General features: G+C 73.8%; 14 protein-coding genes. All 14 read right to left on the bottom strand.

The window, feature by feature from the left end; translation table 11 throughout:
• Window positions 1–13: 13 nt before the first annotated feature.
• On the bottom strand, window positions 14–946 hold the full coding sequence (locus QRT05_RS15290; RefSeq protein WP_289448201.1) for a tyrosine recombinase XerC: 933 nt from the start codon (window positions 944–946) through the stop codon (window positions 14–16).
• A gap of 387 nt (window positions 947–1333) precedes the next feature.
• On the bottom strand, window positions 1334–2692 hold the full coding sequence (locus QRT05_RS15285) for a DNA-processing protein DprA (RefSeq protein WP_289448200.1): 1359 nt from the start codon (window positions 2690–2692) through the stop codon (window positions 1334–1336).
• On the bottom strand, window positions 2689–4212 hold the full coding sequence (locus QRT05_RS15280; protein ID WP_289448199.1) for a YifB family Mg chelatase-like AAA ATPase: 1524 nt from the start codon (window positions 4210–4212) through the stop codon (window positions 2689–2691). Before QRT05_RS15280 ends, QRT05_RS15285 begins: the two co-directional genes overlap by 4 nt.
• Window positions 4213–4569 (bottom strand): YraN family protein, encoded by a 357-nt coding sequence (locus QRT05_RS15275; RefSeq protein ID WP_289448198.1) that lies wholly within the window; start codon window positions 4567–4569, stop codon window positions 4213–4215.
• A 123-nt stretch (window positions 4570–4692) separates the two neighbouring features.
• Complete coding sequence (locus QRT05_RS15270; RefSeq protein ID WP_289448197.1) at window positions 4693–5016, bottom strand: DUF2469 domain-containing protein; 324 nt, start codon at window positions 5014–5016, stop codon at window positions 4693–4695.
• Window positions 5017–5023: 7 nt separating this feature from the next.
• Window positions 5024–5764, bottom strand: coding sequence for a ribonuclease HII (locus QRT05_RS15265; RefSeq protein WP_289448196.1), 741 nt, complete (start codon window positions 5762–5764; stop codon window positions 5024–5026).
• A complete protein-coding gene (lepB, locus tag QRT05_RS15260; RefSeq protein WP_326522656.1) occupies window positions 5761–6549 on the bottom strand; it encodes a signal peptidase I in 789 nt (262 codons plus the stop codon). The genes QRT05_RS15265 and lepB overlap by 4 nt, the downstream gene beginning before the upstream one ends.
• A gap of 124 nt (window positions 6550–6673) precedes the next feature.
• Complete coding sequence (gene rplS, locus QRT05_RS15255; protein ID WP_289448195.1) at window positions 6674–7039, bottom strand: 50S ribosomal protein L19; 366 nt, start codon at window positions 7037–7039, stop codon at window positions 6674–6676.
• Between the two features lie 214 nt (window positions 7040–7253).
• On the bottom strand, window positions 7254–8030 hold the full coding sequence (trmD, locus tag QRT05_RS15250; RefSeq protein ID WP_289448194.1) for a tRNA (guanosine(37)-N1)-methyltransferase TrmD: 777 nt from the start codon (window positions 8028–8030) through the stop codon (window positions 7254–7256).
• 1 nt (window position 8031) lies between these two features.
• The gene (gene rimM / locus QRT05_RS15245; protein ID WP_289448193.1) at window positions 8032–8592 is read right to left on the bottom strand and encodes a ribosome maturation factor RimM; all 561 of its coding nucleotides are present in this window, start codon (window positions 8590–8592) and stop codon (window positions 8032–8034) included.
• A gap of 98 nt (window positions 8593–8690) precedes the next feature.
• Window positions 8691–8930, bottom strand: coding sequence for an RNA-binding protein (locus QRT05_RS15240; RefSeq protein WP_289448192.1), 240 nt, complete (start codon window positions 8928–8930; stop codon window positions 8691–8693).
• The gene (rpsP, locus tag QRT05_RS15235) at window positions 8930–9361 is read right to left on the bottom strand and encodes a 30S ribosomal protein S16 (RefSeq protein ID WP_289448191.1); all 432 of its coding nucleotides are present in this window, start codon (window positions 9359–9361) and stop codon (window positions 8930–8932) included. Before rpsP ends, QRT05_RS15240 begins: the two co-directional genes overlap by 1 nt.
• Before the next feature lie 202 nt (window positions 9362–9563).
• On the bottom strand, window positions 9564–10649 hold the full coding sequence (locus tag QRT05_RS15230; protein ID WP_289448190.1) for an amidohydrolase family protein: 1086 nt from the start codon (window positions 10647–10649) through the stop codon (window positions 9564–9566).
• A 4-nt stretch (window positions 10650–10653) separates the two neighbouring features.
• Window positions 10654–12246 (bottom strand): signal recognition particle protein, encoded by a 1593-nt coding sequence (gene ffh, locus QRT05_RS15225; RefSeq protein WP_289448189.1) that lies wholly within the window; start codon window positions 12244–12246, stop codon window positions 10654–10656.
• Between the last annotated feature and the right edge of the window lie 24 nt (window positions 12247–12270).

Here is a 12270-nt window from a genome sequence, read left to right as displayed (position 1 = left end):
CCGTCGAGGGGGCTCAAGCGCGGGGGTGGGCGAGTGCGTAGGCCGAGCGGAGCCGCTCGGCCGAGATGTGGGTGTAGCGCTGGGTCGTCGCGAGGCTGGCGTGGCCGAGCATCTCCTGCACGCTGCGCAGGTCGGAGCCGCCTTCGAGGAGGTGCGTGGCCGCCGTGTGGCGGAGCCCGTGCGGGGCGAGGTCGTCCACGTCCGCTGCCGCGGACGCGCGGTGGACGACGTCGCGCACCTGGCGGGGGTCCACCCGACCGCCGCGCGCACCGAGGAACAGCGCGTCGGGCGAGTCGGGGCGGGCCAGCGCGGGGCGGCCGGTGTCGAGCCAGCGGAGCAGCGCGTCCCGGGCGGGCACACCGAAGGGCACCACCCGCTCCTTGGCGCCCTTGCCGAGCACGCGCACGGTGCGCTCCGCGAGGTCCAGGTCGCGCAGGTCGGTCGCGCACAGCTCGCCGACGCGGACGCCGGTCGCGTAGAGCAGCTCGAGCAGGGCCCAGTCGCGCAGCTGCAGGGGCTCGGCCCCGGCGGCGCGGTCGCGGGCGGCGTCCAGCATCTGCGAGGCGGCCGTCGAGCGCAGGACGGTGGGCAGCGGCGCCGGCACACGGGCGGTCGCGAGGCGCACCGATGGGTCCGACGCGATGCGGCCGGTCCGCGCCGCCCAGGCAAGGAACGTGCGAGCAGCGGCACCGCGGCGCGCGATCGTGGCCCGACTCCGCTTGGCGGCTGCCTGAGACGCGAGCCATGCACGCAGCATCCCCAGGTCGACCTCGTCCAGGGTCGTCGCACCGTGCCGGACCGAGAAGGCGAGGAGCGCCTCGATGTCGCCGCGATAGGCGCGGTCCGTGTGCGCAGACAGCCCGCGCTGAGCGGACACATACCCGGAGAAGTCGTCGAGAAGCGACACCCGGGAGGGCGTGTTCTCGATGATCTCCGTCACTCGCATGTCCCTACGGTGACCTGAGTGCACGCTTTGAACAAGGACCAGATTCACCTGGCCGGGCTAATCCCGGGTGAATGCCACCGGAATGTCCGATTGTCGGCCCCCAAATGCGCGTGTCGGTGAGTTTTTTCACCCGCTCGGCGGCTCAGTCCGAGGGCTCGATCTGCCCCTCCCCCCCGATCGAGCGCGCCGTTCGCCCGTTCGTGTGGCGCGCGGAGCTTCACACAGGGCCCACCTCGTTGCCCAGAACATCACGGGCCGGCGTGGACGGCCACCGGAAAGGCGAATGTCCGATTCTCCCGATTTTTGAGCCGAGAGGTCGGATGCCCATTGCCGGACACCCGACGCACAGAGCACCCACGCATCCAGAACGCACCCCCCTCGCTCGCCTCAGCTGCCGAGCAGGCGCCACCCCCACACGTCGCGCTCGACCAGCCCACCGAGCTCGAGCAGCCCGAGGGCCGACCGAGCCTCGCCCAGAGTCACCCCCGCGCGGGCAGCGAGTGCTTCGGTTCCGGCGCCTCTCCGGCGCGGGAGTGCCTCGAGCACCCGGGACGCGACCGGATCGAGTCCGTCGCCACGGCGGCGTTCTGCCGCCGGCTCGTCCGCCAGGTCGGTGCCGACCAGTCCGGCAAGGTCCATCACCTCGGCCGCGTCGGTCACGCACACGGCCGAGCCCTCGCGCAGCAGGCGGTGGCATCCCGCCGACGCCATCGAGGTCACGGGGCCCGGGACCGCGCCCACAGGCCGCAGCAGGCGCGCCGCGTGGTGCGCCGTGCTCATGGCCCCCGATCTCCACGCCGCCTCGACGACGACCGTCGCTCCGGCTGCGGCAGCGATGAGCCGGTTGCGCTGCAGGAACCGGCTCTTGGTGGGCAGCCGTCCCGGCGGGACCTCGGCGACCAGCGCGCCTCCCGAACTCACGACGGTCTCGAAGAGCCGCGCGTTCCCCGCCGGGTACGACCGGTCCACTCCCCCCGCAAGCAGCACCACGGTCCCCCCGCCCCGGGCCAGCGCGCCACGGTGCGCCGCGGCGTCGATCCCGTAGGCGCCGCCGGAAACCACGCACGCCCCGGCGTCGACCAGCCCCGCTGCCAGATCCACCGCCACGCGCTCGCCGTACGTCGTCGCCGCACGCGAGCCGACCAGTGCCACGGACCTCCGCAGCAACTCCCCGAGCCCCGCACCCGCGTCCGCGCATCCGCCTTCGCTTCGGTCCGTGCGCCCGCCTGCGTCCCTGCCCCAGCCGCTGCTCGTGCTCTCGCCTGCGCCCCCGGCCCGGCCGCTGGTCGTGCTCCCCCCTGCGCCTCCGCCCGCGCCCCCGCGCACCCACAGCCCGAACGGCGCGGCAGGACCAAGATCGTCCAGACCGCTCGGCCATCCCGGCTCACCCGGCACCAGGAACCGAGCGCCCGCGCTCTCCGCCGCAGCGAGATCCGCCCACGGATCCACCTGGGCCAAGCGGAGAGCCCAGCGCTCGACTGCCCGCTCCACACGCACACCGCCCGGCGGCGGAAGGTCCCCCGGCTGCGCTCCCACCACCGCCGCCCAGGCGGCGCGGAGCCCGTCGCGGACGGCCAACGGGACCAGGCGCAGCGACGCACCGGCTCCCAGCGCCGCGACGAGCGCACCTGCGACGGGGTCACCGGGCTCGGCGAGCGCCGACCACGCGGCGCGCGCGAGGCGCTCGTCGTGCTCGTCGTCGGCCGCCCACCGGGGTGCCGGACCCGATCCGGGTGAGCCGCTCATGCGCCGTGCCCCCGCGTCCGCAGCAGCAGCGCACGACCGAGGTCGGCACGCGTGGGCGCGGCCCGGCCGTCCAGGTCGGCCAAGGTCCACGCCACCCGGATCACGCGATCGGCTCCGCGCAGGCTGAGCGTCCCGCGGTCCAGCGCGCGGTCGAGCTCCCCCAGCAGGGCGGCGTCGGCACCGAGGCGCTCGCGCAGCCAGCCGCCGGGGGCTTCGGCGCTCGTGCGCCACGGCGTGCCGGCGAGCCGCTCGGCCGCCGACGAGCGAGCGGCAGCGACGCGGCGCGCGACCACGGCGGTGGGCTCACCCGCCGCACCTCCCGAACGGGCCGGCCGGAGCTCGACCTGGAGGTCGACCCGGTCCAGCAGCGGGCCGGAGAGCTTGCCGAAGTAGCGTCGGCGCTGCTCGCTGCGGCACGTGCAGTCCAACCCCTTGCCCACCGCCCGCCCGCACGGGCACGGGTTGGCCGCGAGCACCAGCTGGAACCGCGCGGGGTACCGCGCCGTGCCGAGCGCCCGGTGGAGCACGAGCTCGCCGTGCTCGAGGGGCTGTCGCAGGGTCTGCAGCACGGCGGTCGAGAACTCGGGCGCCTCGTCGAGGAACAGGACGCCGCGGTGCGCACGCGAGGCGGCGCCGGGACGCGGCATGCCCGATCCTCCGCCCACCACGCTCGCCGGCGTCGCGGTGTGGTGCGGGTCCTCGAAGGGCGGTCGGCGCAGCAGCCCGCCACCCGGTTCGAACGTGCCGGCCACCGAGTGCACCGCCGTGACCTCGACGGCATCGACCTCCGCGAGGTCCGGCAGCAGCCCCGGCAGACGTGCCGCCAGCATCGTCTTGCCTGTGCCGGGCGGGCCGACCATGAGCACGTGGTGGCCGCCTGCCGCCGCGACCTCCAGGCACTCGCGCGCCTCCTCCTGCCCCACCACGTCAGCGAGGTCAAGGACGTGCTGCGCGGCCGCGGGCTGCGCCCGGTCCAGGGGCACGGGCTCAGGCACCGGCACGTCGAGGTCCGCGCCGTACCGAGCGGCGACCTCGCCCAGCGACGCCGCACCGGCCACGAGGGCACCGGGGACCAGCGCGGCCTCCGCCGCGTTGCCGTGCGGGACCACGACCCGGGGATGACCGGCCGCGACCGCGGCGGCGACCGCGGGCAGCACGCCGCGGACCGGCCGCAGCCGCCCGTCGAGCCCGAGCTCACCGATGTGCACGACGCCTGCCGCCCGGGCCCCGTCCAGCAGCTCGGCACCGGCGAGCGTCGCGACGGCGACAGCCAGGTCGAAGGACGACCCGGTCTTGGGCAGCGTCGCCGGCGAGAGGTTGACGGTGATCCGGCGGTTGGGCCACGCCAGACCGGTCGAGGTCACCGCGGCCCGCACGCGGTCACGGGCCTCGCTGAGCGAGGCGTCGGGGAGGCCCACGAGCGTGAACGCCGGCAGGGAGGCCGCCAGGTGCGCCTCCACCTCGACCACGTGCCCGGTCAGGCCGACCAGCGCGACCGCGAGGGTCCGCCCCAGCGCCACTCAGACCACCCCCACGAGGTGGTCGACCACGGCAGCGCCCCGCGCCGGCAGCAGCACCGCGATGACGTCCACGCGCACCGACGCCACCCGCACGTCGTGGGCCGCGAGCCACTGTGCGGCGAGCCGCCGCACGCGGGCCAGCTTGTGCCGGGTCACCGCCTCCGCTGGCGGACCGTACGCGACCGACCGGCGCGTCTTGACCTCGACCACGACGAGCTCGTCGCCGTCGAGGCCGACCAGGTCCAGCTCGCCGTCCCGGCACCGCCAGTTCCGGTCCAGGACGGTCCAGCCCGCCTCGACGACGTGCCTCGCCGCCACGTCCTCGCCGTACCGCCCCACGGCGTCCTGTGCTCGCATGGCAGCCACCCTGGTGGCCGAGCATGCCTGGGAAGCCGGTTCGGCGGCATGGCTGTGGACGACTCAGCCCACGAGATGGCCTGTGGTCACCTCACGGAGAGCCCGGGCCCCGGCCCCAGCAGATCAGCGCGGGAAGGCCGCACCGCCGCCGAGGTCGAGCTCGGCCTTCGCCAGCTCCTCGACGTTGACGTCCTTGAACGTCACCACCCGCACCGACTTCACGAAGCGGGCCGAGCGGTACACGTCCCAGACCCAGGCGTCGCCGAGCGTGAGCTCGAAGTACACCTCGCCGGCCGCCGACCGCACCTGCAGGTCCACCTGGTTGGCCAGGTAGAAGCGGCGCTCGGTCTCCACCACGTACGAGAAGAGGCCGACGACGTCGCGGTACTCGCGGTACAGCGCGAGCTCCATGTCGGTCTCGTAGTTCTCCAGGTCCTCGGCACTCACGCGCTCATCATCCCCCACCAGCGCCGTCGTCGGGCACACCCGGCAACCGCCACGAGCGGCGGTGCAGCACGCTGGGACCGTGCTCGCCGAGCGCCGCCAGGTGGTCGGGCGAGGCGTACCCCTTGTTCTCGTCCCAGCGGTAGGGCGCGTGCTCGGGCGCGAGGGTGACCATCATCGCGTCGCGCTCGCACTTGGCGAGCACGCTCGCGGCGGCCACGCTCGCGCACGTCCGATCAGCCTTGACCCGCAGGTGCACTCGCGGACGCGCGGGGCCATCGACGACGGGCTCGTCGAACAGGGACGGTTGCGCGGGCGCGCTCAGCCAGTCGTGCGAGCCGTCGAGCAGCACGGCGTCGACCGGCCCGACGAGTGCCGCGACGACCGACAGCGCACGGGTGCCGGCCAGGCGCAGCGCCGCGATGATGCCGATCTCGTCGATCTCCGCGGCGCTCGCGTGCCCGACGGCGCGCGCCACGCCCCAGCGCCCGAGCGCGGGGAGCAGCGCGGTGCGGGCCAGGGGCGTCAACAGCTTGGAGTCCGCGACGCCGCGCGGCGCCGAGCGCGTCGTCGCGTCGATGACGACCACCCCCACGCTGACCGGGCCGGCCAGCGCGCCGCGCCCCACCTCGTCCATCCCAGCCACCAGCCGCGCGCCGTCGCGCAGGAGCAGGCGCTCGTGCCGCAGGTGCGGCCCGGGACGCGTCGTCGGCCGCCTGGCCACGACCACCGGGGTGGTGCCGACGCTCACGACGGGTCCGGCACGTCCGCGAAGGTCGCGCCAGGGTTGCGCAGCAGCTGCCAGTGGTCCGCGGGCCAGACGATGACGAAGGCCTTGCCGACCACGTTCTTCAGCGGCACCGACCCACCGCCCGGCTCGCCCTGGTGGAAGCGCGAGTCCGCGGAGTGCTGCCGGTTGTCGCCCATGACCCACATGCTCTCGGGCGGCACCACGGTGTCGAACGCGGTCTCGCACGGCTGCGCGCCGGGCGCGAGGTAGGGCTCGTCGAGCGGCGCACCGTTGACCGTGAGCTTCTTGCCCGCGCCCGCGCACGTGACGTGGTCGCCCGGTAGGCCGATCAGGCGCTTGACCAGGTGCTCCCCGGCGTCGTCCGGGTAGAGGCCGACGTACGTGAGCGTGTCGCGCACCGCGGTCCCGATGGGCCCGCGCTCGGTCTCCACCGGCGCCGGGAGCCATCCGCCCGGGTCCTTGAACACCACGATGTCGCCGCGGTGCAGGTCGAACGGCCCCGGGCTCAGCTTGCTCACCAGGATCCGGTCGTTCTCGATCAGGGTGTCGTGCATCGAGGCGCTCGGGATGAAGAAGGCCTGGACCAGGAACGTCTTCACGATGAGCGACAGCACGAGGGCGCTGACGAGGATGATCACCGTCTCGCGCAGGAACGAGACGGACGCGCTGCGCTGCTTGCCGCGGCGTCCGGCGGCCGCTGCGTGCCGCGGGACGACGGGCTCGGCGGTGGGGTGCGCGTCGGCGGCGGGGCTGGGCTGCGCGACGTCGTCGGCGGGCTCGATCACCACGCAACTCTCGCATGCCCGGACGGGTCCTGTGCACACCGCCGCGGGCCGAGACGCACGTTCCCCGGTACGCCGACGGGCGGCCACCCGGAGGTGACCGCCCGTCGAGGACGCTGCGTGATCGTCAGGCCTTCTTGGCCGGGATCGAGTCGCGCTTCTCCTTGATCTTGGCCTTCTTGCCGCGGAGCTTGCGCAGGTAGTACAGCTTCGCGCGACGGACGTCACCGCGCGTCACGACCTCGATCGAGTCCAGGCTCGGGGAGTGCACGGGGAACGTGCGCTCGACGCCGACCTGGAAGCTGACCTTGCGGACCGTGAAGGTCTCGCGGACGCCGTCGCCCTGGCGGGCGATGACGACACCCTGGAACGCCTGGATGCGCGAGCGGTTGCCCTCGACGACCTTGACGTTGACCTTGAGCGTGTCGCCGGCGCGGAAGTCCGGGATGTCGGAGCGCAGCGACGCTGCGTCGACCTGGTCGAGCGTGTGCATGGTGTTCACTTCCCCGCCCTGCCACAGGTCAGGAGCGTCATCGTGGGCCGCCGGGCACCCGCGCAGGCGGGCAAGGACCGACGTCCCCATGGTCTGGTTCGGGTGCGTCCGTGAACCGAGTCCCGGGTGGCCGTGATCGTCTCCCCTGTGGCAGAGACGCGGCCGTACGCGCACCAACAGGCGATTCTGCCACAGCGGGCCACGCCGGCGGAAATCAGGACCGCGCCAGGCTCCCGCCCTCGGGCCGCCATCCGAGCTCGGCGAGCGTCGCGAGATCGTGCTTGTCGAGACCCGCGAGATCCAGCGCGGCGATCATGTCCGGGCGCCGCGCCGCGGTGCGCGCCAGCGCCTGGTCCCGCCGCCACCGCTCGATGCGGGCGTGATGGCCCGACAGCAGGACGTCGGGGATCTCGAGGTCCGCCCACGCGGGCGGCTTGGTGTACACCGGGTACTCGAGCAGCCCGGCCGCGCCGTGCGACTCCTCGACGAGCGAGTGCGGGTTGCCCACCACACCAGGCAGCAGCCGGCCCACCGCCTCGACGACGACGAGCGCGGCCACCTCTCCCCCGTTGAGCACGTAGTCGCCGATGGAGAACTCGCTGACGCGGACGCCCGGGCGCGCGCGGTAGTGCTCCGCGACCCGTGCGTCGATCCCCTCGTAGCGGCCGCACGCGATGACCAGGTGCTGCTCGGTGGCCAGCGCCTCTGCGGTGCGCTGCGTGAGCGGCTCGCCGGAGGGCGTCGGGATCAGCAGGTGCGCGCCGTCGTCGAGCACGTCGTCGAGCGCGCGCCCCCACACGTCCGGCCGCATGACCATGCCCGCACCGCCGCCGAACGGGGTGTCGTCCACCGTGCGGTGCCGGTCCGTGGTCCAGTCGCGCAGGTCGTGCACGCGCAGGTCCAGCAGGCCCGACTCGCGCGCCTTGCCGACGAGCGACAGCCCGAGCGGTGCGAGGTAGTCCGGGAAGATCGAGACGACGTCGATGCGCACGTCAGTCCTCGGCCGGGCCGCGCGTCTCGTCCGAGACGACGAGGTTGGCGACGTCCGAGGCGAGCAGGCCGCCCGGGGGGTCGAGCACCACGCGGCCACCGGCGACGTCCACGACCGGGACGATCGCGCGGACGAACGGGACCAGCGTGCGTGCGCCGTCGGTCTCGCGCAGCACCAGCACGTCGTGGGCCGGCAGGTGCTCGAGGCCCACGATCTCGCCCAGGACGCGCCCGTCGACGTGCTCGGCCCGTAGGCCCGCGAGCTCGTGCGGGTACCAGGCGTCCTCGTCGTCGGAGTCGTCGGACTCCTCCGAGTCCGTGACGATGGTGGTGCCCCGCAGCGCCTCGGCCGCGGTGCGGTCCTGCACCTCCGCGAACTGCACGTACCAGCGACCCTGCTGGATCCGCGTGCCGACGATCGTGAGCGGGCCGGCCGACGCGGGCTGCGTGGTCAGCACCGAGCCGACGGCGAGACGCTCGTCGGGCGCGTCGGTGCGCAGGTCGAGCCCGACCTCACCGCGCAGCCCGTGGGCACGGCCGACGACCGCGACGACGAGTTCCATGTTTCCTCCGTGACGTGGGCGAAGGCCCGGCCCCCAGGGTAGGGGACCGGGCCTTCGTGGAGCTGTGCGATGCGTTGCCGAGGCTGGACGCGCCCGGCTCAGCGCCGGTCGACGTCGACCACGTCGACGCGCACGGAGCCGTCGGAGGACAGCGCCCCCACCACCGTGCGCAGCGCCTTGGCGGTCCGGCCGGCGCGCCCGATGACGCGACCGAGGTCGTCCGGGTGGACCCGGACCTCCAGCAGCTCGCCGCGTCGCAGCGACGAGGAGCTCACGCGGACGTCGTCAGGGTGGTCGACGATGCCGCGCACCAGGTGCTCGAGCGCCTCGGCGAGCATCAGGCCTGCTCGTCCTCGGTGGCCTCGGCGGCCGGGGCCTCGGCCGCGGGGGCCTCGGCCTTCTTCTCCGACGCCTTCGCCTTGACCTTCTCGGCGTCGGCGGCGGCGGCCTCGATGGCGGCCTTCGGGTCGGCCTTGTCGGCCTTGGTGCGGAGGGTGCCCTCCTGGCCGGGCAGGTTCTTGAACTTCTGCCAGTCACCGGTGATCTTGAGAAGGACGGCGACCTGCTCGGTCGGCTGCGCGCCGACGCCGAGCCAGTACTGCGCACGCTCGGAGTCGACCTCGATGAACGAGGGCTCCTCGGTGGGGTGGTACTTGCCGATCTCCTCGATCACGCGACCGTCGCGCTTGGTGCGCGAGTCGGCGACGACGATGCGGTAGTACGGCGCGCGGATCTTGCCCAGGCGCTTGAGACGAATCTTGGTGGCCACGGTGTGGTCTTCTCCTGAGGTCTGCTGTGGTTGCGCTGCCGCACGGCCCGTGGGGTTGGGCCAGCCGGTGGCACGAAGGACGCGACGAGGGCAGGTAGAGGGGCTGCCTCCATCGGGTACAGCCGACCATTGTGCCAGACGAGTCGGGCGCCCCCCAACACCGTGACCCGCGCCACGACGGGGCCCGTGGGCCGCTCAGCGCTCAGGGCCGGGCGACGCCTCGCAGGATCACGGACCTCGGCGCTGCCAGCGCCTGGATCTCGACCCGCGGGTCGTCGGCGTAGACCACGACGTCCGCGCTCGCGCCCTCCTCGATGGACGGCACGCCCAGCCACCGCCGCGTGCGCCAGCTGGCCGCGGCGACGACCTCGCGGGCCGGGATGCCCGCGCGGGTCATCTCGAGCGCCTCGGCGGCGATCAGGCCGTGCCGGAGCGTGCCGCCCGCGTCGGTGCCGACGAGCACCGGCACGCCGGCGTCGTGGAGGTCCCGGACGTGCTCGTAGCGCCGCTCCCCCATCGCCCTCATCCGCGCCGCGAACCGCGGGAAGCGAGCGCCCTGGTCGGCGATGGTCGGGAACTGCGCGATCTGCAGGAGGGTCGCGGTCACGGGGATGCCTGCCGCGGCGATCCTGTCGATGTGGTGCGGCGAGGCACCGGTGGCGTGCTCGAGGCAGTCGATGCCGGCGTCGAGCAGGTCGTCGAGCGACTCCGCGGCGAACGTGTGCGCCGTGGCGCGGGCACCCGCCGCGTGCGCCGCGTCGACGGCCTCGCGCAGCACCTCGGCCGGCCACAGGGGCGTCAGGTCGGCGTCCTCGCCGAGCGACCGGTCGATCCAGTCCGCGACGAGCTTGACCCACCCGTCGCCCCGCGCCGCCTCCTCGCGGACCGCCGCGGGCAGCTCCGACGGAGAGGACAGCTCGCGTCCGTAGTGGCGCAGGTACCGCTTGGGCAGCGCCAGGTGGCGGCCGCTGCGGATCAGCCGGGGCAGGTCCTCGCGCGCATGGACCCAGGCCGTGTCCGCCGGCGACCCGGCGTCGCGGACCAGCAGGACCCCCGAGTCCCGGTCCGCCCGGGCCTGAGCCTCCGCGACCTCGTCCGCGACGGGTCCGTCCGCGGCGAGCCCGACGTGGCAGTGCACGTCCACGAGCCCGGGCAGCACGACGCCCTCGAGCGTCGTCGTCGGCAGCGACGGACGCGTGAAGGTCAGCCGCCCGCCGACCACCCACACCTCGCCGACCTCGCGGTCGTCGTCGAGGACCACCGTGCCGCGCAGGTGCAGCGCGGTCATCGGATCAGCGACCCCCGAGGAACTTGTCGAGCCCCGCCGGGAGCTCGAGCGTCGAGGGGTCGACGTCCTTCGGCGCGGCGGCGCCCAGCCCGAAGGCCGAGCCGGCGGGCGCCGCGGGCTTGGTCGCGATGCCGCGCTCCTGCTGAGCCCGCAGCGCCGGGTTGCCCGACTTGCCCTTGATCTTGCGTGCGGGCGCCTGCTTGCCCCGCGACTTCTTCCCGCCCATGCCCGGCAGGTTGCCCATGCCCGGAGGCATGCCCGGCATGCCTCCGCCCTTGGCCATCTGCTTCATCATCTTCTGCGCGCCCTCGAAGCGCTGCAGCAGCTGGTTGATGTCCGTGGGGGTGGTGCCCGAGCCGGCCGCGATGCGCGAGCGACGCGAGCCGTTGATGATCTTGGGGTTCCGGCGCTCGGCGGGCGTCATCGAGCGGATGATCGCCTCGATCCTGTCGACGTCACGCTCGTCGAAGTTGTCCAGCGCCTCGCGCATCTGACCCATGCCCGGGAGCATCCCGAACATCTTCTTCATCGAGCCCATCTTCTTGAGCTGGTTCATCTGCTCGAGGAAGTCCTCGAGCGTGAAGTCCTCGCCCGCGGCGAGCTTGCCCGCCATCTTCTCGGTCTGCTCGGCGTCGAAGTTCTTCTCGGCCTGCTCGATGAGGGTGAGCACGTCGCCCATGTCGAGGATGCGCGACGCCATGCGGTCCGGGTGGAACACCTCGAAGTCGGTGAGCTTCTCACCGGTGCTCGCGTACATGATCGGCCGGCCGGTCACCGAGGCGACCGAGAGGGCCGCGCCACCGCGGGCGTCGCCGTCCAGCTTGGACAGCACGACACCCGTGAAGCCCACGCCGTCGGCGAAGGCCTGCGCGGTCGTCACGGCGTCCTGGCCGATCATCGCGTCGATGACGAACAGGATCTCGTCGGGGCTCACCGCGTCGCGGATGTCCGACGCCTGCTGCATGAGGTCGGCGTCGACGCCCAGGCGTCCCGCGGTGTCGACGATGAGGACGTCGTGCTGGCGCTGGTGTGCGGTCTCAAGGCCGGCGCGCGCCACGCCCACCGGGTCCGCGCCGAACGGCAGCACGTCGTCGGAGCCCTGGTTGCCGGGGTGCGGCGCGAACACGGGCACGCCGGCACGCTCGCCGACCACCTGGAGCTGGGTCACCGCGTTGGGACGCTGCAGGTCGGCGGCCACGAGCAGCGGCGTGTGCCCCTGCGACTTCAGGTGCAGCGCGAGCTTGCCCGCGAGGGTCGTCTTGCCGGCACCCTGGAGACCCGCCAGGAGGATGACCGTCGGCGGGTTCTTCGCCATGTTCAGCGTGCGCGTGTCGCCGCCGAGGATCGCGACGAGCTCCTCGTTGACGATCTTGACGATCTGCTGCGCCGGGTTCAGCGCGGCCGAGACCTCGGCCGACAGCGCGCGCTCGCGCACGGCCCCCGTGAACGAGCGGACCACGGGGACGGCGACGTCCGCGTCCAGCAGGGCGCGGCGGATCTCGCGCACGGTGGCGTCGATGTCCGCCTCGGACAGCCGCCCCTTGGTGCGCAGGTTCTTGAAGGTCGACGTCAGTCGGTCGGACAGGGTGGCGAACACCTGGCGGTCCTCACGGATCGATGG

The sequence above is a fragment of the Cellulomonas edaphi genome (genome assembly GCF_030362815.1).
Lineage (GTDB): Bacteria > Actinomycetota > Actinomycetes > Actinomycetales > Cellulomonadaceae > Cellulomonas > Cellulomonas edaphi.
The sequence above is the reverse complement of the archived record's forward strand: the minus strand, read 5'-3'. Positions and strand labels throughout refer to the sequence as shown.